General features: G+C 58.4%; 17 protein-coding genes. 7 read left to right on the forward strand and 10 right to left on the reverse strand.

From position 1 onward, the window contains the following. Positions 1-128: 128 nt before the first annotated feature. The 7 genes from FEZ62_RS10065 to FEZ62_RS10095 form a co-directional block, all read right to left on the reverse strand. Positions 129-1403 (reverse strand): DUF3426 domain-containing protein, encoded by a 1275-nt coding sequence (locus FEZ62_RS10065; RefSeq protein WP_172927536.1) that lies wholly within the window; start codon positions 1401-1403, stop codon positions 129-131. 67 nt (positions 1404-1470) lie between these two features. Further along, on the reverse strand, positions 1471-2349 hold the full coding sequence (gene prmA / locus FEZ62_RS10070; RefSeq protein WP_172927537.1) for a 50S ribosomal protein L11 methyltransferase: 879 nt from the start codon (positions 2347-2349) through the stop codon (positions 1471-1473). Positions 2350-2501: 152 nt separating this feature from the next. Beyond that, entirely contained in the window at positions 2502-3851 is a 1350-nt protein-coding gene (gene accC / locus FEZ62_RS10075; protein ID WP_172927538.1) for an acetyl-CoA carboxylase biotin carboxylase subunit, read from the reverse strand. 17 nt (positions 3852-3868) lie between these two features. Further along, positions 3869-4333, reverse strand: a complete 465-nt coding sequence (gene accB, locus FEZ62_RS10080) for an acetyl-CoA carboxylase biotin carboxyl carrier protein (protein WP_172927539.1) — start codon at positions 4331-4333, stop codon at positions 3869-3871. A gap of 21 nt (positions 4334-4354) precedes the next feature. Next, positions 4355-4804 (reverse strand): type II 3-dehydroquinate dehydratase, encoded by a 450-nt coding sequence (aroQ, locus tag FEZ62_RS10085; RefSeq protein WP_069898244.1) that lies wholly within the window; start codon positions 4802-4804, stop codon positions 4355-4357. 125 nt (positions 4805-4929) lie between these two features. Next, on the reverse strand, positions 4930-6711 hold the full coding sequence (locus FEZ62_RS10090) for a protein-disulfide reductase DsbD (RefSeq protein ID WP_172927540.1): 1782 nt from the start codon (positions 6709-6711) through the stop codon (positions 4930-4932). A 223-nt stretch (positions 6712-6934) separates the two neighbouring features. Continuing rightward, positions 6935-8899 carry a methyl-accepting chemotaxis protein gene (locus FEZ62_RS10095; RefSeq protein WP_172927541.1) on the reverse strand — a complete coding sequence of 655 codons (1965 nt, stop codon included), beginning with the start codon at positions 8897-8899 and terminating at the stop codon, positions 6935-6937. Positions 8900-9280: 381 nt separating this feature from the next. Here FEZ62_RS10095 and FEZ62_RS10100 point away from each other — a divergent pair, with 381 nt between their 5' ends. The 7 genes from FEZ62_RS10100 to FEZ62_RS10130 all read left to right on the forward strand — a co-directional run bounded on the left by FEZ62_RS10100 (position 9281) and on the right by FEZ62_RS10130 (position 15958). Further along, positions 9281-10354 (forward strand): DUF2333 family protein, encoded by a 1074-nt coding sequence (locus FEZ62_RS10100; RefSeq protein ID WP_069898555.1) that lies wholly within the window; start codon positions 9281-9283, stop codon positions 10352-10354. A 3-nt stretch (positions 10355-10357) separates the two neighbouring features. Then, complete coding sequence (locus FEZ62_RS10105; RefSeq protein ID WP_172927542.1) at positions 10358-10897, forward strand: NUDIX hydrolase; 540 nt, start codon at positions 10358-10360, stop codon at positions 10895-10897. A 373-nt stretch (positions 10898-11270) separates the two neighbouring features. Further along, complete coding sequence (locus FEZ62_RS10110; RefSeq protein WP_090509249.1) at positions 11271-11642, forward strand: translation initiation factor Sui1; 372 nt, start codon at positions 11271-11273, stop codon at positions 11640-11642. Between the two features lie 139 nt (positions 11643-11781). After that, positions 11782-13695: an arginine decarboxylase gene (gene speA / locus FEZ62_RS10115; RefSeq protein ID WP_069898239.1), complete on the forward strand. Its 1914-nt coding sequence runs from the start codon at positions 11782-11784 to the stop codon at positions 13693-13695. Positions 13696-13841: 146 nt separating this feature from the next. Beyond that, a complete protein-coding gene (locus FEZ62_RS10120; RefSeq protein ID WP_172927543.1) occupies positions 13842-14321 on the forward strand; it encodes a hypothetical protein in 480 nt (159 codons plus the stop codon). Next, a complete protein-coding gene (locus tag FEZ62_RS10125) occupies positions 14305-15405 on the forward strand; it encodes a PQQ-dependent sugar dehydrogenase (protein WP_172927544.1) in 1101 nt (366 codons plus the stop codon). Before FEZ62_RS10120 ends, FEZ62_RS10125 begins: the two co-directional genes overlap by 17 nt. Before the next feature lie 46 nt (positions 15406-15451). Next, positions 15452-15958: a M48 family metallopeptidase gene (locus FEZ62_RS10130; RefSeq protein ID WP_069898236.1), complete on the forward strand. Its 507-nt coding sequence runs from the start codon at positions 15452-15454 to the stop codon at positions 15956-15958. A gap of 56 nt (positions 15959-16014) precedes the next feature. Here FEZ62_RS10130 and FEZ62_RS10135 read toward each other — a convergent pair whose 3' ends face one another. The 3 genes from FEZ62_RS10135 to FEZ62_RS10145 all read right to left on the reverse strand — a co-directional run bounded on the left by FEZ62_RS10135 (position 16015) and on the right by FEZ62_RS10145 (position 17710). Continuing rightward, positions 16015-16593: a hypothetical protein gene (locus FEZ62_RS10135; RefSeq protein ID WP_172927545.1), complete on the reverse strand. Its 579-nt coding sequence runs from the start codon at positions 16591-16593 to the stop codon at positions 16015-16017. Then, positions 16590-17369, reverse strand: a complete 780-nt coding sequence (locus FEZ62_RS10140) for a DUF2092 domain-containing protein (RefSeq protein ID WP_172927546.1) — start codon at positions 17367-17369, stop codon at positions 16590-16592. The genes FEZ62_RS10135 and FEZ62_RS10140 overlap by 4 nt, the downstream gene beginning before the upstream one ends. 107 nt (positions 17370-17476) lie before the next feature. Further along, positions 17477-17710 (reverse strand): DUF2789 domain-containing protein, encoded by a 234-nt coding sequence (locus FEZ62_RS10145; RefSeq protein WP_069898233.1) that lies wholly within the window; start codon positions 17708-17710, stop codon positions 17477-17479. Between the last annotated feature and the right edge of the window lie 83 nt (positions 17711-17793).

The following is a 17793-nucleotide window of genomic DNA, read 5'->3' on the forward strand; positions in this document are numbered from 1 at the left end:
AAAAGGGTGGGAATCATACCCGCTCTGGATGACCGGATAAAGGCTGTTTTGAACAAAATCTGAACAGTGGTGTTCTTATTCCCGTGGGTTTGGTTGTGCCCGACGATTCTCTGTCGGGCACCGGGCAACTACTCCGGCGAGTGAAAACTCAGGCTGTAGTTGACGGCCTTGGTCCCCGGATCAAGGATGTCCAGGGCAATATGGATGGGGATTTGCGAGGGCATTTCAGTTTGCCCGGCAAGCTCTCCGGCCAGGTATTCACTGGGCTTGAAACGACGGCTGGCGAGTAATTTGCCGTTGATGTCGGCAAAGCGCATCTCCAGCAGGGGGAAGGGCTGGCTGAACGGCGCACGGTTGTAAATGATCGCATCGACCACCAACGCGCCGCTGAAATCCGGGTGGCTGCGCACCACCAGATTGCTGCTTTTGATCTGACTGATATCAACCTTGCTCGGCAGAGTGCAGCCGACGATCGGGCATGCCTTTTCAAACCAGGGACGATAGCGGTCCTGTCTGGCCAGTTCCTCAAAGTGATAAGCCACATACTGGCCCGCCAGCGCGAGCGCGGCTATCAGTGCCAAAAACGTCCAGAGCACGCGCATGCCGCCGCCCTTTTTGACGGGCTCATAGTCGAGGCTGAGTGGCTCGTCATCCAGCTCAATCAGGCGCTTGTCATCCAGTTGCGGGTTTAGCTTGCCGCCTTTATGGGTGGCGCTGAAACCTTGCAGCAGCTGGCCGTCATCGTTGTCGTCGTGGCGGCTGGCATTGATCCCGAAGTCTTCTTCTGGCTCTTCTTCGGGTTCCGCCGTGGTGTCGTACAGCGCCTCGTCGGCGGTGAGTCTGGGCTCTTTACGCTCGATCAGGGTCAGTGGCTGAATCGGGCCTTGTGGGCGACGCAGCTCTTTGTCGTCATCGCTCGCACGCGCCTGTTGCGCGGCACGCTCGCTTGCAGCCTGTTCGGCCTTGAGCAATTCCTCTGCCCAGCTTTCATCGGCTTTTTCGTATTCGCTGGGTTCTATTTCGGGGAGTAGCGGTTGTGCGGCCGGTTGCTTGCTGGCGGCACTTTCCTCGCTTTGTTGTTGCTCCAGACGCGCCAGTTCCTGGTCCAGGTCCAGGTGATCGAGATCCAGGTCGAGGTCGTCATGAATCCACAGGGTGTCATCGCTTGGCCTAGTTACTGGCGCGCTCGGCTCATTCGCCGGTTCGGGCTCAGGCTTCAGCGCAGGCGTCGGTTGCACCGGCTCGGGGGTGTAGAGGCCTTGTTCCTGAAGTTGCTGGGCGGCGTTGAATACCTGCAGGCAAGAGCCGCAACGCACGGCGCCGCGCGCAGCACGAAGCTGAGGCGCGGTAACCTTGAAGCGGGTACTGCAGTGCGGGCACTGGGTGACGAAACTTTCGGTCATGCGACTGTCCGGTGAATCGAAGCAATTAGTCTAACGCAAGAAACCTGCGTCCTGCAGGTCTCCATAATTAGCGGCGAACGCCGCTGATGCGCACCCAGCCTTCGAGCGTCGCGGTTGGGTCCAGGTCAAAATTATCAGCGTAAGCGGCGCGAACATCTTCAGCCTGTTCGGCGAGAATACCGGACAGCGCCAGACGACCGCCGGGCTTGACCAGGCTGGTGATTTGCGGCGCCAGTGCAACCAGCGGGCCGGCCAGAATGTTGGCGACTACAACGTCTGCCTGTACTTGTGGCAGATCTGCCGGCAAGTAAACCGGGAAGCGTTGCGGGTCGATGCCGTTGCGACCGGCGTTGTCGCGTGACGCTTCAAGCGCTTGCGGGTCGATATCGGTGCCCACGGCGTTAGGGGCGCCAAGCAGGAGGGCGGCAATCGCCAGAATGCCCGAGCCGCAACCGAAGTCGAGCACCGAGCAGTTTTCCAGTGGCTGGCCGTCGAGCCATTGCAGGCACAGGTCGGTCGTCGGGTGGGTGCCGGTGCCAAATGCCAGGCCCGGATCGAGTAACAGGTTGACGGCGTCCGGCTCGGGAGCGGCGTGCCAGCTCGGCACAATCCACAGGCGCTTGCCGAAGCGCATCGGCTGGAAGTTCTCCATCCAGCTGCGTTCCCAGTCCTGATCTTCAATGCGCTCGATATGGTGCTCGGGCAATTCGGCGCCGGTGAGCAATTGCAGGTGAGGCATCAGCGCAGTTGCGTCGGTATCGGCTTCGAACAAGGCGAGCAGATGAGTGTGCGACCACAGCGGCGTGGTGTTCAGCTCCGGCTCGAAGATTGGCTGGTCTTCGGCATCCATGAACGTCACCGAAACCGCGCCGATCTCAAGCAAGGCATCCTCATAGGTCTCGGCCTGTTCCGGAGTAATGGCGAGACGGACTTGTAACCAGGGCATGGGATACCTCGAAAGCGAAGGGCGGTTAGGCGTGAATAGCCGGCAAGCTTACTTGAGCGGCGTTGCGGCTGCCAGCGTTGGCCAGTTTGGCCGATGCCAGAAACAACAAGGGCCACCAAAATGGTAGCCCTTGTTGACGTGCAGGCACTGTATTAGTGCTTATCCATACCCAGTTTCTTTTCCAGATAATGGATATTGATACCACCTTTGCAGAAGCCCTTGTCACGGACCAGCATGCGGTGCAGCGGGACGTTGGTCTTGATGCCGTCAACCACGATCTCGTCCAGCGCGTTGCGCATGCGCGCCAGTGCTTCGTCGCGGGTTTCGCCGTAGGTGATCAGCTTGCCGATCAACGAGTCGTAGTGCGGTGGCACGGTGTAGCCGCTGTACAGGTGCGAGTCGACGCGAACGCCGAAACCGCCTGGCGCGTGGAAAGTTTTCACTTTGCCCGGGCATGGCATGAAGTTGTCTGGATCTTCAGCGTTGATCCGGCATTCGAGGGCGTGCCCGCGGATAACCACATCTTCCTGCTTGATCGACAGCTTGTTGCCAGCGGCGATGCTGAGCATTTCCTTGACGATATCGACGCCGGTCACCATTTCAGTTACCGGGTGCTCTACCTGTACGCGGGTGTTCATTTCGATGAAATAGAAGCTGTCATTTTCATAGAGGAACTCAAACGTACCGGCACCGCGGTAGCCGATCTCGATGCAGGCATCGACGCAGCGCTTGAGAACTTCAGCGCGGGCTTTTTCGTTGATGTACGGCGCTGGCGCTTCTTCCAGAACTTTCTGGTGGCGGCGTTGCAGCGAGCAGTCACGGTCACCGAGGTGAATCGCGTTGCCCTGGCCGTCCGACAGCACCTGAACTTCAACGTGGCGCGGGTTGCCGAGGAATTTTTCGAGGTAAACCATCGAGTTGCCGAACACTGAACCCGCTTCGCTGCGAGTCAGGCGGGCCGACTTGATCAGGTCTTCTTCGTCGTAAACCACGCGCATGCCGCGACCACCGCCGCCGCCAGCGGCTTTGATGATCACCGGATAACCCACTTCGCGGGCAATCGCCAGTGCGGTTTCTTCGTCTTCCGGCAATGGGCCGTCGGAGCCTGGAACCACTGGCACGCCTGCTTTGATCATGGCTTCCTTGGCTGAAACCTTGTCGCCCATCAGGCGAATGGTTTCGGCGCGCGGGCCGATGAAGGCGAAGCCTGAGTTTTCCACTTGTTCAGCAAAGTCGGCGTTTTCCGCAAGGAAACCGTAACCCGGGTGAATGGCGGTGGCGCCGGTTACTTCAGCTGCGCTGATGATCGCCGGAATGTTCAGGTAAGACTGGGTACCGGCGGCAGGGCCGATACATACGGATTCGTCCGCCAGGCCCAGGTGCATCAATTCGCGGTCTGCCGTGGAGTGCACGGCGACGGTCTTGATGCCCAGTTCCTTGCAGGCACGCAACACGCGAAGAGCGATTTCGCCGCGGTTGGCGATCAGAACTTTTTCCAACATCGCTGGCTCCCCGTTGATCAAACGATGGTGAACAGGGGCTGGTCGTATTCAACCGGCTGGCCGTTCTCTCCAAGAATGGATTCAATCACACCGCTGGTTTCAGCTTCGATGTGGTTCATCATTTTCATCGCTTCAACGATGCACAGAATGTCGCCTTTCTTCACGGTCTGGCCAACTTCAACGAAGTTGCCGGAAGTCGGCGAAGAAGCGCGGTAGAAGGTACCGACCATCGGCGAGCGAACAACGGTGCCGTTCAGCTTCGGTGCAGCAGGCGCTGCGTCGGCTGCAGGTGCGGCAGCAGGAGCAGCAGAGGCAGGTGCTGGAGCCGGTGCAGGCGCTTGAGCGTACATTGGCTGAGCGTAAGCAGGCTGTTTGCTGCTGCGGCTGATGCGAACCGATTCTTCGCCTTCACGAATTTCCAGCTCGTCGATGCCAGACTCTTCCAGCAGCTCGATCAGTTTTTTGACTTTACGGATATCCATAGCTTTCAACTCCCAGTTGGGTCAGGGTCGTTCAAGTTCAAGTTGTTCAAGTGCCGCCTCCAGGGCCAGTCGGTAACCACTGGCGCCAAGGCCGCAGATCACACCTACCGCAACATCGGAAAAGTAGGAGTGATGGCGAAAAGGTTCACGTTTGTGCACGTTAGATAAATGCACTTCGATGAATGGGATGCTCACCGCCAGCAATGCGTCACGTATAGCGACGCTTGTATGTGTAAAAGCGGCGGGATTTATCAGGATAAAGTCGACACCTTCGCCCTTTGCGGCGTGAATACGCTCGATCAACTCGTATTCTGCATTGCTTTGCAGATACATCAGATGATGGCCAGCATCACGCGCGCGGCGCTCCAGATCGAGGTTGATCTGCTCAAGCGTGGTAGCGCCATAGACGCCGGGCTCGCGTGTGCCCAGCAAATTCAGGTTAGGTCCGTTGAGGACCAGAAGGGTGGCCATGAAAAATGTGGTCCTTGTTTTTATTGCGACGGTGCGACTATGCCGGAGTCAACGCGTGACTGTCCAGTTCTCTGCAATAGCCGACACGATGACGGCTATTTGCGGCAATTATATGACTATAAGCACTAAAATCGTTCCCGCGCCTGAGTCAGACGGGCGGCAAAGGTTTCAGCATCGATCTCGCCAACTACGCGCAAATCTCTGATTTCGGCGCCCTGTTTGTCGAAGAGCAGGATGGCCGGAGGGCCGAACAGTTTGTAGCTGTCGAGCAGTGCGCGCTGCGCCGGATTGCTGTCGGTCATATCGAAGCGCACCAGTTGGTAATCTTTCAGCTGAGCGCCCACCGTTGGATCGGTCAGCACTTCGCGCTCGATTACTTTGCAACTGATGCACCAGTCGGCATACCAGTCGAGCATCAACGGCTGGCCGTTCTGCTTGGCGTTGGCCAGCGCTGCGGTCAATTCGGCGCCAGTGGTAATGGTCTGCCAGCCGCTGTGTTGGCTTGCGCCCGTCGCCGCGACCCCTTGTGCCTGCATTCTGCCTAATGGGCGCATGGGGTCGGTCTGGCCTTGCAAAGCGCCGGTCCAGGCGGCGAATGCGTAAACCAGCAATGCCAAGCCGAGCAGTTGGGCAAGCTTCTGGCGGCTGGTCTTGGGGCCAAACTCAAGCGCGCCGAGAAACAGGGCGCAACCAGCGGCGAGTAAGCCCCACAGCGCCAGGGTCAGTGATTCCGGAAGAATGCGGTCAAGCAGCCACAGCGATACGGCCAGCAGCATGACGCCGAACAGATTGCGCACAGCATTCATCCAGGCGCCGGTCTTGGGCAGCAAAGCGCCGCCACCTGCACCGATAAGCACAAGTGGTGCGCCCATGCCCAAACCGAGGGCGAACAACTGCAGACCGCCGCCCAGCGCATCGCCGGTGCTGCTTATATACAGCAGCAGGCCGGTAAGCGGGGCGGTGACGCAGGGTGAGACTATAAGGCTGGAAAGCACGCCCAGCGTCGCCGCGCCGGCAATCGAGCCGCCTTGGGTTTGTGCTGCTTTGCGGTCGAGTCGTTCACTGATAAAACGCGGCAGGCGCAGTTCAAACAGGCCGAACATGGCCAGCGCAAACAGGCTGAAGAACAGCGCGAACGGGATCAATACCCAGGGCGATTGCAGCATGGCTTGCAGGTTGAGGCTGGCGCCGAACAGGCCCATCAGCGCGCCGAGTGCGGCGTAGCAAGCAGCCATCGGTAATACGTAGGCGAGGGACAATACCAGGCCGCGACGATTGCTCGGGCGACCGCGCAGCACTACGCCGGACAAAATCGGCAGCATTGGCAGCACGCACGGGGTGAAGGTCAGCCCCAGGCCTGCAAGGAAGAACAGCGCCAGATCGCTCCAACTCCAGTTGGCTTCGCTGCTGCCGTTGCTTGCAGAAGCTGCACCGGCCGGCTTGCCCTGGCCGATATTCAGTTGCTCGGTTTCCGGCGGGTAGCAAAGGCCTTTGTCAGCGCAGCCTTGATAGGTGACGTTGAGCGTAAATGGGCGGTTTTGCGGGTTATTTACCGGGATTTCGACATCAAGAGTGCCGTGGTAAACCTCGACCTCGCCAAAATACTCATCGGTTTTCTGCTCGCCTGCCGGCAGTTTGGCCTCGCCCAGGCCGATATCCGCCGGTTCACTGCTGAACTTGAAGCGGTGTTTGTAGAGGTAGTAGCCATCGGTGGCGACGAATTGCAGCTTGATCGAGTCGGCGCTGCTGCTGATCAGGTTGAGCTGAAAGGCTTGGTGAACCGGCAGAAATTCAGCACTGTTATTCAGCGCGCCGCCAAGAAGGTTTCCGCTGGGGCGATTATCCAGCAGGCCGGCATTGACCGGCAGAATGACGAGTAGCAAAAGCAAGCTGAGTATACGGCGCATTGGGGTCTCGAGATGCAGGAGTCCCCGCATGATAGCGGAGCATCTATGGCTGGAGCACAGTTAAGGCTGTAAGCGGTTTTTTCACAGCGATGAATGGACCGCCAGCAAACGCCAAAATACAGCCTTGGACGCGCTTGGCAAAGTGTCCACGCCCGCCCTGTATAAGCCCGGTCGAGCGCTTATGACCGCACGGCCTAGCCTTAGTTGCATCGCAAGGCCCGTGCTAGAGCCGGAACGCCTTCACTGCGGTGCTCAGTTCGCCACCGAGTTGCAGCAATTGCTCGCCTTGTTGGCGACCTTCGCCAATGCGTGACAGATTGTTGCCGCCCAGCTGATGGATACGCTCGCTGTGGTCGCGAATCTCGCTAACCGCGTCACTCTGATGCGCGGTTGCCTCGGCAATGCGTCCGGCAATCGCGGCAATGGTGCTGATCGCGCTGACCATCTGCTGCAACGCGCCATCGGCGGCGGCCGCCTGATCAGCCGTGGTTTGCGCATGCTCGACCTGCCGGCGCATGGCCGTTACCGAGTCCTGCGCGGCTTGTTGCAGGCGGCTGATCAGCGCCTGAATTTCTGTCGTGGCGCCACTGGTGCGCTGCGACAATGAGCGCACTTCTTCGGCGACAACCGCAAAGCCGCGCCCGGACTCGCCGGCGCGTGCAGCTTCGATGGCGGCGTTCAAGGCCAGCAGGTTGGTTTGTTCGGCGATGCTGTGGATAACCGTCAGTACGTTGCCGATAGCTGCGGTTTCCGTGCCCAGTTGTTCAATCGCCTGAGCGTTCTCCTGCACTTCACTGACCAACGCATGCAGGCCGTTCAGGCTCTGACCGATAACCTGTTGCCCCTGTTCCAGTGCCTGATCGGCGCCACGGCTGGCGTCTGCCGCCTGGCTGGCCTCGCTGGCCACCTGCTGGATGCTCGACTCAAGTTCGCCGAGCGAGTCGCGGATCTGCGCAGTGTCGCCGGCCTGACGCTCTACCCCTGAATGCAGGTTGCCGCTGAGATTGGCCAGCGTCTGGCTGGCGCCCGACACTTGGTCCGTGTGCTGGCGAATGGTGTCGACCAGATCCACCAGATAACTGCGCAAATGATTGAGCGAGCTCTCGATGTCTTTGAGTTCGCGGGTGCGGGTCGCCAGCTTCACCGGTTCGGCAAAGTCGCCGCTGGCCCAGACTGAAAGGGCTGGCACCAACTGATTGAGTACGCGGGTCAGGCGGCGCTGCAGGGTGTCGCTGATCAGGGCAATCAACACGATCAGGGCGATTACCGCGCCCTGAACCAAGCGGATTTCGGCCTGCAGCTTGCCATGCTCGGCGCGCACGATCGGCTCCATCTCGGCCAGTGCCTGCTGCACGCTGGCAATCTGTTCAGCTGTGGCCAAGCTTAGCTGATTGCGCTGCTCGATCAGCCCCAGCGTGCGTTGTAACTCAGCGGGGTAGCGGCCAATCAAGCTGGCCAGCGTGCGCTTGAGGGCGACGCCCTGATCTTCTGCGGTTGTGCTGCTTTGCTCGGTATCCAGACCCAGCAACGCCGAAAAGTCATCTTCGGCGCTTTGGGCTGATGATTCGACACCGAGCAGTTGCAGGCCTTGGAGTTGTTCGACCTGCTGATTGATTGCGCTCACTTCGCGGCTGACATCGTCTGCCAGCGCCGCTTTGCCGCTGCTCACCAGCTTGTTACGGGCGTGGGTCAGGCGCGCCAGATGTTCGGCAATTGCAAACAGGGGCGGGCGATAGGCATTGGCCTGGCTGCTCTGCGATTGATCGGCGTACTGCCAGAGTTGCTGCACCGTACTGTTCAACTCGCGCTCAGATTGCGCTAACAACCCTTGCGGATCGCCGGCCAGTTTGCCGGCTGCGAGCAATTTGCCAGCGGTAAAGCCGCGCAGTTGCTTAAGCCTTGGGCGCAAGTCTGCGGTGAGGCCAGCAGGCAGTTCCGCCAGCTCTGCATCAAGCTGATCAATTGCCTGCAATGCGCTGTTGTTGCGCAAGGCGTCGCCGCTGTCGAGGTAGGTGTTGATGTTGCGTACCACGTCTTGTTGCAGTTGCTGCGACAAGCTCATGTAGCTTTCCATCAATTGGTAGGGGCGTTCGAGCGCCCGCTGTGACCACCATAGCGTGGCGACCAGGATCAGGCAGGCGCTGATTAACAGCAGGGTGTTGAGATTGGTAAGCGATTTCTGGCGCATGAGATTCAACCGACTGCAGAACGGTTATGGCAGTTTGATACTGCCGCTAAGCACCTGAAGTTATTAATTTTTTATGACAGTAGAGTGACTGCGGGCGCGCTCAGCAAGGTCGGGGCTACGCTGGGTATTCTGGCTGCCTGGCTTCGCTGTCCTGCGCAATCCAGGTTGCGTCGCTAGAATGAAAGCGACGCCGGCCTATTCACGCGGCATAAGGGCTAATTGCGCCGCAGTTTTTTGCCTGCACGCCCATTCTTAAGGGCTTTAGTTTGCCCCGCAGGCTGCGCTTTGCTGCGCCTATCCCTTATAGTGGATAAATATTACGCAACCCTTGCACGGGGTTGTGGTCGAACAACCCAGATGCTGTGGAAGAAGGACATTGCCATGCTTGATTGGAAAAATCGCGCTTCTGGCGTGCGTGACAACGCCGACGAGTCCGTCGGCAGTACGCGTAATCGTAAAATCGCCGGAGGCTGGTTCACCCGTGTTATCGGTGGGCTGCTCGCACTCTATTTATTGGTAACCGTTATTGTCGGTTGGTACTGGAGCCAGGAGCCGGAAACGTTCCCGGTGCAGCAGCGCGCTCAGGCCGCTGCTGAAAGCGCCCAGCGTAAAGTCGTCAACGGTTACACCACGGTGGAAACCCTTAAACAGGTTGCGGGCACGCTGCTCAGCAAACCGGGCGGCTACCTTTCCAACGACTTGGCACCGCCGGGCCTGTGGCTCGATAACATGCCGAGCTGGGAATACGGTGTGTTGATTCAGGTGCGCGATCTGTCGCGTGCGCTGCGTAAGGATTTCGCCCGTTCCCAGTCGCAGTCGACCGAAGATGTTGACTTGACCAAGGCCGAGCCGCGTTTCAACTTCGACAACAAGAGCTGGGCTCTGCCCGCTTCCGAGTCGGAGTATCAGGAAGGCATCAAGGCGCTGGATCGCTACCTTGCTCGTCTGTCCGGTCAGAAGCAGCCTGCTGCGCAGTTCTATGCGCGCGCCGACAACCTGAACAACTGGCTGGGTGATGCGGCCACGCGTCTGGGTTCGTTGTCGCAGCGTTTGTCTGCCAGCATCGGGCGGGTTCAGATCAATACCAATATGGTCAAGGATCCGGCGCTGGTTGCCTCCGGCATCAAGCCGACTGTTGAGGGCACTTACGAGACGCCGTGGATGCAGATCGACAACGTGTTCTATGAAGCACGCGGTCAGGCATGGGCGCTTTCGCATATTCTGCGGGCGATTGAAGTCGACTTCGCCGATGTGCTGGAGAAGAAGAACGCCACGGTTAGCGTGCGCCAGATCATTCGTGAGCTGGAAGCGGCGCAAGAGCCAATGTGGAGCCCGATGATTCTCAACGGCAGCGGTTATGGTCTGCTGGCAAACCACTCGCTGGTCATGGCCAACTACATTTCGCGCGCCAGTGCCGGGATCATCGATCTGCGCCAACTGCTGTCGTCGGGCTGATAGATGCCAGTATCGAACCTTGAGGCTGCGCACCGTGCAGCCTCTGATGCCGAGCTGATTGCATGGGTGGATGAGCAGGATCAGCTACTCGGCAGTTTGCCCCGCGCGCAATTGCGTGAGCGTCAGCTGATCGGTCGTGGCACCTTTATTCTGCTGTTCAACTCGGCTGGCCAGCTTTGCGTGCACCGGCGCACCTTGAGCAAGGCGCTGTATCCCGGCTTCTGGGATGTAGCGGCCGGCGGTATGGTGCAGGCGCACGAAAGCTACGCCGAGTCTGCGGCGCGTGAGCTTGAAGAGGAGCTGGGCATTTCAGGTGTCGAGTTACGCGAACATCAGCGCTTCTACTTCGATCAGCGCGACAACCGTCTGTGGTGTGCAGTGTTTTCCGCCGTGTCCGATGCGCCGTTGATCCTTCAGCCGGAAGAGGTTCTGGAAGCCTGTTTCATGAGCCCCGAACAGGCTCTGCGGGAAGCAACCGTGCGCGACTATTGCCCGGACTCATTGCAAGCGCTGCGCAATTATCTGGCATCCCAATCACTGTGACCTTTGCTCAGCTGCGCGCGACTCATAAGCGCAGCACCTGTGTAAGTTACGCTTTTGTGCAGGATCTGCGCACACGCTGTCCATGATGTTGCACGATGGGCGCAAACAGTCGCGAATTTGCTGATTAATGGCGCATATTTGTGCTTAGCAGTCGGTTTATTTGTCGTTACACTGCGCGCCCTTGTACAGATCGTCGAAAAGCTTCTGGTTTTTCAACGGCCTGTCAGCCCAGATCATTTGGTTTGGGTGCGCTGCCCCTGCCTGAGTGGGGCTTCGCGGCTGATACTTATCAGCCAGTCGCTTTCAAACGTGGCGTTGCGTTCAGTTGAACGAACCAGCAATACGTTTCTGACCTGCCCCAAGAGGAAAACCGGTGGTCAAGAAAGCTTCGTCATTCGCCGCCCTGAGCGGCCTGGTGTATTCCACCGATACAGGCCGGCATTGCCCGGACTGTAGTCAGCCGGTGGACGCCTGCATCTGCAAGAAAACGCAAATTCCAGAAGGCGACGGCATTGCCCGTGTGCGCCGTGAAACCAAGGGTCGTGGCGGTAAAACCGTTACCACGATCAGCGGTGTGCCTTTGGCTGAAGATCCTTTGAAAGACCTCGCCAGCGCGTTGAAGAAACGCTGTGGCTGCGGTGGCTCGTTGAAGGATGGCGTGATCGAGATTCAGGGCGACCACGTCCAGCTGCTGCTTGATGAATTGCTCAAGCGCGGCTTCAAAGCCAAGAAATCCGGCGGCTGAGTCCGGTACTCGCCGTTAATGCCTCTAAACTTTCCCGGTAGTTCGGGTATCAACTACCGGGTAATCGTCATTTCCTGACTTTAATCTGTATCGGCGCTGGCACGGCCAACGCTATTTATCGCAAGCAAGGGAGACATCAATGTCTGCACGACGCACACGTAAAGATGACGGCAGCCAATGGACAGTTGCGGACAGCCGCAGCGTTTACGGTATTCGCCATTGGGGCGCGGGTTATTTCGCGATCAATGACAGCGGCCGCGTTGAAGTGCGTCCGAATGGCCCGGATAGCACGCCAATTGATCTGTTCGAGGAGGTCGAGGAGCTGCGCAAGACCGGCCTGAGCCTGCCGCTGCTGGTGCGTTTCCCGGATATTCTGCAAGACCGCGTACGCCAACTGACCGGCGCATTCGATGCGAACATTGAGCGCCTCGAATATCAGAGCAAGTACATGGCGTTGTACCCGATCAAGGTCAACCAGCAGGAGGCGGTCGTCGAGAACATTATCGCCACCAAGGATGTGTCGATTGGTCTGGAGGCCGGTTCCAAGCCCGAGCTGATGGCGGTGTTGGCGCTGGCGCCGAAGGGCGGCACGATTGTCTGCAACGGCTACAAAGACCGCGAATTCATCAAGCTGGCCCTGATGGGGCAAAAGCTTGGGCATAACGTATTCATCGTTATCGAGAAGGAATCCGAAGTACAGCTGGTGATTGATGAGGCGGCCGAACTCAAGGTGGCGCCACAGATTGGCCTGCGTGTGCGTTTGTCGTCTTTGGCGTCGTCGAAGTGGGCAGATACGGGTGGCGAGAAATCCAAGTTTGGTTTGTCGGCAGCGCAACTGCTTTCGGTGGTTGAGCGTTTCCGCGAAGCCAAGCTGGATCAGGGCATCCGCTTGCTGCACTTTCACATGGGTTCGCAAATCGCCAACCTGGCGGACTATCAGCATGGCTTCAAGGAAGCGATTCGCTACTACGGCGAGCTGCGCGGTCTTGGTCTGCCTGTCGACCACATCGACGTTGGCGGCGGTCTGGGCGTCGATTACGACGGCACTCACTCGCGTAACGCCAGCTCGATCAACTACGACATGGACGACTACGCCGGTGTTGTTGTCGGCATGCTCAAAGAGTTCTGCGATGCGCAGGAATTGCCACACCCGAACATTTTCTCCGAAAGTGGCCGCTCGCTGACTGCACACCACGCCATGCTGGTGGTTCAGGTGACCGACGTTGAGAAGCACAACGACGAAATCCCGAAGATCGAAGATCGCGAGAGCCTGCCGGAAACTGTCGGTTATCTGGCCGACTTGCTGGCGCCTACCGATTACGAGATGGCCACCGAAACCTACTGGCGCGCGACGCACTACATGAGTGATGTGGCCAGCCAATATGCCGAAGGTAAGATCGGTCTGGTTGAAAAGGCTTTGGCTGAGCAGTGTTACTTTGCCGTGTGCCGTCGCCTGTACAACTCGATGAAGGCGCGCCAGCGCTCGCATCGTCAGGTGCTCGACGAACTCAACGACAAGCTGGCCGACAAGTACATCTGCAACTTCTCGGTTTTCCAGAGCCTGCCGGACACCTGGGCAATTGGCCAGGTATTGCCGATTCTGCCGCTCAATCGTCTTGATGAAGAGCCGCTGCGCCGCGCCGTGCTGCAAGACCTGACCTGCGATTCCGATGGCAAGATTCGCCAGTACGTTGATGAGCAGAGCATTGAAAGCAGCTTGCCGGTTCACGAAGTGCGCGAAGGCGAGGATTACCTGCTGGGGATATTCCTGGTTGGCGCGTATCAGGAGATTCTTGGCGACATGCACAACCTGTTCGGTGATACCGACTCGGTGAATATCTACCAGAATCAGGACGGCAGTGTGTATCACGCCGGTATCGAGACCCATGACACCATCGAAGACATGCTGCGTTACGTGCACTTGTCGCCGGAGGAATTGATGACTCACTACCGCGATAAAGTCGCCAGCGCCAAGATCAGCGCACGTGAGCGCACCCAGTTCCTCGACGCGCTGCGTCTGGGCCTGACACGCTCATCCTACCTCTCATCTTGAGTCCCCGACGCCGTCTGTTTCGGGCAATCCGGCAGGCGGCGCAACGGCCCTGAAATATTGGGTAAAACTCCCCCTCGAAAGCCCTGCCCCTCAGCGGCGGGGCCTGGTTCATAATTGAGCGTATTACCCCAAGGGATACGCTCAAGATGTCTGGACTTTCGCGCACCCTCTGGTCGTTCGTGATGGCGGTGGTGCTGGTCGCGTTGATCGGCGCTGTGCTGCAAACTCAATACAACCTGGCCATGCTCGAGGCGCTTGGAGCGCCCGTACCGCTGGAGGTTCGCCTGCAAACCACCGGGCTTGACCTGCTTGGTTTTGCGCCGGTCTTTGCCATTCTGGTGACCTTTGGATTTGCTCTGGCATTGCCGTTGGCCACGCTGGTGAGCAAGCTTCTGCCAGCCTTGCACTGGCTTGTTTTTGCCCTGGCAGGCGCTTTGGCAATCTTCACTGCGCTTTGTGCCGTCAATGCGGCGTTGCCCATGCCTACGTTTATTGGTGCCAATCGCAGCCTGGATGGCACCTTGGGTTTAATGTTGTGCGGTGCGCTCGGAGGTTTGTTGTATGACAAACTTCGCTGTGCCCCAGTCCATGCGAGCCAAGGAATTACTCATGAAAAATCTGCGTAGCGGCCTTTTGCTGGCGACGGTTTTGCTCAGCAGCTCGCTGCAGGCAATGGACTACAAAGTCAGTACCTACACCGAAGGGCTGGATCATCCGTGGTCGATGGCGTTCTTGCCTGATGGCAGGATGCTGGTTACCGAGCGCGTTGGCCGGTTGCGCATCATTGAGGCGGACGGCACGTTGCGCGAGACGCCGGTAAGCGGGGTGCCCGAGGCATTCGTCAGCTCCCAGGCCGGTTTGATGGAAGTCGCGCTGGACCCGGACTTTGCCAGTAATCAGCAGATTTACCTGAGTTACGCCTATGGCGATCGAGGTGCCAATAACACCCGCCTTGCGCGGGCGCGTCTGGTTGATGGCGCGTTGCAAGATCTGACGGTGATTTTCTCGGCGCTGCCAGCCAAGGCCGGGACTTCGCATTACGGCGGGCGTATCGCGTTTCTGCCGGACAAGACCCTGTTGCTGACACTGGGCGATGGTTTTGACTACCGCGAAGAGGCGCAAAACGCCGCCAATCACCTCGGCAAAATTGTGCGACTTAATCGCGACGGCAGTGTTCCGGTGAATAACCCGGTGATCAATCAGCCAGATGCCGCCCCCGAAATCTACAGCCTTGGCCACCGCAACGTGCAGGGCATTGTCTATGACTCGCAGTTGAACCGGCTGTACAGCACCGAGCATGGGCCCAAGGGTGGCGATGAACTGAACATGCTCGAGCCGGGCAAGAACTACGGTTGGCCATTGGCCACGTTTGGCGTCGATTACAACGGCGCGCAAATCTCGCCCTACACCGAGCTGCCTGGCTATGAACCTCCTTTGTTGCACTGGACGCCATCAGTCGCTCCCTCAAGCCTGACGGTTTACAACGGTTCGAAGTTTGAGCAATGGCGCGGTGATCTGTTTGTTTCGACGCTGGCCGAGCGCAGTGTGCGGCGAATCCGCATGAAGGGTTCGATGCTGGCGGGTGAAGAGGTGCTGTTCGAGGAGTTGGACGAGCGTATTCGTGACGTGCGCGGCGGGCCGGATGGTGCGCTGTATTTGCTGACGGACAGCAGTGACGGCCGCGTGCTCAAAGTCCTGCCGGCCGAATAAGCGCCTGCGCGTGGCATAATGACCGCTTCACGTTCTGGCCAATTGCATGAAACCGCTCAAGTACCTTCAGGGTTATCCCGCACACTTGCACGATCAGGTTAACCGCCTGATCGCCGAAGACCGTCTGGGCGCGTATCTGAGCCAGCGCTATCCGGGCAAGCACGGGATTCAGAGCGACAAGGCGCTGTATGCCTTCACTGTGGATCTCAAGCAGGCGCATCTGCGCAATGCCCCGGCAATCGACAAAGTCCTTTACGACAACCGTCTCGATCTCACTCATCGGGCGCTGGGTTTGCACACCACTGTTTCACGGGTGCAGGGCGGCAAGCTGAAAGCGAAAAAAGAGATCCGTGTGGCCTCTTTGTTCAAGGATGCTGCGCCGGAGTTTTTGCAGATGATCGTGGTGCACGAGCTGGCCCACTTCAAGGAAGCCGACCACAACAAGGCGTTCTACAAACTCTGCGAGCACATGCTGCCAGGCTATCAGCAGGTCGAATTTGATTTGCGCCTGTACCTCACTTGGCAGGAGCTTGAGCGCCAGTCACAAGGCTGAGCCTGCTCTGAAATACAGCCTGCGGCCAAACCTCAGAGTCAGGCAGCGCTTGCACGCTAGGGGTTATTCACCACCACATACACCACGTTGTCGCCTTGCCATTGCGGCTGGTAGTACTGGTTGTTGCAGTAGTAATACTCGGTGCCGTTGCGATAAACCTGCGAGCAGTCCGGTGGAATGCTGTTCACGATCGAGCCGATGGCCAGCACCGTGCCGGTGACAATCGCCGCCGTTGCGATCGGGTGATAGTCGATATCCCAGTCATTATGGTGATGGTGGTGATCATCATGGTGATCGTAATGGTCGTCGTGGTGGTCGTTATTCCAGTTGTTGTGGCCACCGTTGATATTGACGTTGTTATTGCTGATGTTGATGTTCTTGTCCGGCTTGCTGTTGATCAAAGGACTTGAGTGTTGTGGTTTGCTTGGGCGTTGAACATTTGGCCGCTGCCTTTGCACATTTGGCCGGCTTGCAGAACGTGCCTGATGCACCGAGCTATGCGCCCGCGCGCCACCTCCGCCGCCACCACCATGTCCGGCCAGTCGACCGGCTTCGGCAACAATCGGCGCTGCCGCGACAGCCACTGCCAGCGCCAGACTGGCGCAGTAGGCGTTAAACGGGATTTTCGCAATCATGGCTGTTCCTCCTGGCTGGCAGGCAGGTTGTTTGCGGTGAACGGAATCCGCGTGGCGTCTTTGCCGGGAACAAACGTGAAGTGATCGGTTTTAAAGCCCGGGCTGGTGTTCCACTTCAGGACGGCTTGATATTGCGGGTCGCCAAGGGTGTAGCGCGTGGTGATGACTATCTTGCAGGGCAATGCTTCCTTGCCCTGACTGACCCAGAGTTGCCAGTCGACATCGGGTTCGCGAAATGCCAGGTGATCACAGGTTTTGCCGTCGAGCTGCGAGGTACCTATCAGGCGGCCACGCTTGACGCCATCGAGCAGGCTGTCTTGCAAGCTCTGGCTGAGAAAGTCCATGAGCGGTACTTCGACATCATGGTTGATCAACGCATCGACCAGGCCGCCGAGTGAGTCTGGCGCTTGGGTTTGCGCATAGTAATCTTGCGCAACGTTCATCAGGGTCAGGGTCTTGCCGTCGTACACATAGCGCTTGGGCACGCTGCCGCCGACTTCTGCGAACAGATGGTTGGGTGGCTCGACATCCAGTCGTGAATTGGCGTTGTGCTGCAACTTGTAGCCATAGTTGAGCACTTCATCCTGACTCGACTGCACGGTGACCGAGTACTGCTTGAGCCCTTTCAGCGTTGCGCTCATGCGATCGTATACAGCTTTGGCCTCCGGGGTTACCGCAGGCCCTTCAGCGTCGGCGTCTTCGGCTGCATGAACCAGCGAGACAAAGGCAGGTAGCGCCAGAAACAGGCAGATGCCTGTCCGTAGAGGGTGTTTCATAGCAGCTCCAACTGTGGCGATGGGTAATCGCTAACAGCTTAGACCAGGAGTGCAGGCAGCGTGATGGCACTGTGTTGCAACCAGCAGAAACACCGACTGGCGCGCAATCAACTGCGCAGCATCAAGTTCAACTGGTCAACCACTTCGGCCCAGTCGGCGTCTTCGCGGATTTCCTCGCGTAAAAATGCAGCTTGGGAGGCGCTCCAGAAACTGGCATCGGCCAGTTCGGTGTCGTCTGCCAGCGGGGCGTGCGCTTTAACAAAAGCATCAATGCTGGCGGGGTCATCATCGAGGCCCAGTTGTTTGAACAGGGAGGAGAGATCGTGGGTGGGCGCGTCCATGAGAGATTCCTTTGCAATGTGGGGTAATACCTATATTGGTGTTATCACCCTAGCGCAAGTTCCCTGATACAGTGGCAAGCACC

Origin of the sequence: Pseudomonas sp. MS19 (genome assembly GCF_013277615.1) — a bacterium.
In the GTDB taxonomy this organism is placed as follows: domain Bacteria; phylum Pseudomonadota; class Gammaproteobacteria; order Pseudomonadales; family Pseudomonadaceae; genus Aquipseudomonas; species Aquipseudomonas marincola.

Bases quoted from the DNA above. Each gene is read 5' to 3' on its own strand.
- aroQ (WP_069898244.1), bottom strand. From the start codon at position 4,804: ATGGCCACCCTTCTGGTCCTCAACGGACCTAACCTGAATTTGCTGGGC.
- accB (WP_172927539.1), bottom strand. From the start codon at position 4,333: ATGGATATCCGTAAAGTCAAAAAACTGATCGAGCTGCTGGAAGAGTCT.
- FEZ62_RS10125 (WP_172927544.1), top strand. From the start codon at position 14,305: ATGAAAAATCTGCGTAGCGGCCTTTTGCTGGCGACGGTTTTGCTCAGC.
- FEZ62_RS10065 (WP_172927536.1), bottom strand. From the start codon at position 1,403: ATGACCGAAAGTTTCGTCACCCAGTGCCCGCACTGCAGTACCCGCTTC.
- FEZ62_RS10105 (WP_172927542.1), top strand. From the start codon at position 10,358: ATGCCAGTATCGAACCTTGAGGCTGCGCACCGTGCAGCCTCTGATGCC.
- FEZ62_RS10090 (WP_172927540.1), bottom strand. From the start codon at position 6,711: ATGCGCCGTATACTCAGCTTGCTTTTGCTACTCGTCATTCTGCCGGTC.
- accC (WP_172927538.1), bottom strand. From the start codon at position 3,851: ATGTTGGAAAAAGTTCTGATCGCCAACCGCGGCGAAATCGCTCTTCGC.
- FEZ62_RS10095 (WP_172927541.1), bottom strand. From the start codon at position 8,899: ATGCGCCAGAAATCGCTTACCAATCTCAACACCCTGCTGTTAATCAGC.
- FEZ62_RS10120 (WP_172927543.1), top strand. From the start codon at position 13,842: ATGTCTGGACTTTCGCGCACCCTCTGGTCGTTCGTGATGGCGGTGGTG.
- speA (WP_069898239.1), top strand. From the start codon at position 11,782: ATGTCTGCACGACGCACACGTAAAGATGACGGCAGCCAATGGACAGTT.
- prmA (WP_172927537.1), bottom strand. From the start codon at position 2,349: ATGCCCTGGTTACAAGTCCGTCTCGCCATTACTCCGGAACAGGCCGAG.
- FEZ62_RS10145 (WP_069898233.1), bottom strand. From the start codon at position 17,710: ATGGACGCGCCCACCCACGATCTCTCCTCCCTGTTCAAACAACTGGGC.
- FEZ62_RS10135 (WP_172927545.1), bottom strand. From the start codon at position 16,593: ATGATTGCGAAAATCCCGTTTAACGCCTACTGCGCCAGTCTGGCGCTG.
- FEZ62_RS10130 (WP_069898236.1), top strand. From the start codon at position 15,452: ATGAAACCGCTCAAGTACCTTCAGGGTTATCCCGCACACTTGCACGAT.
- FEZ62_RS10100 (WP_069898555.1), top strand. From the start codon at position 9,281: ATGCTTGATTGGAAAAATCGCGCTTCTGGCGTGCGTGACAACGCCGAC.
- FEZ62_RS10140 (WP_172927546.1), bottom strand. From the start codon at position 17,369: ATGAAACACCCTCTACGGACAGGCATCTGCCTGTTTCTGGCGCTACCT.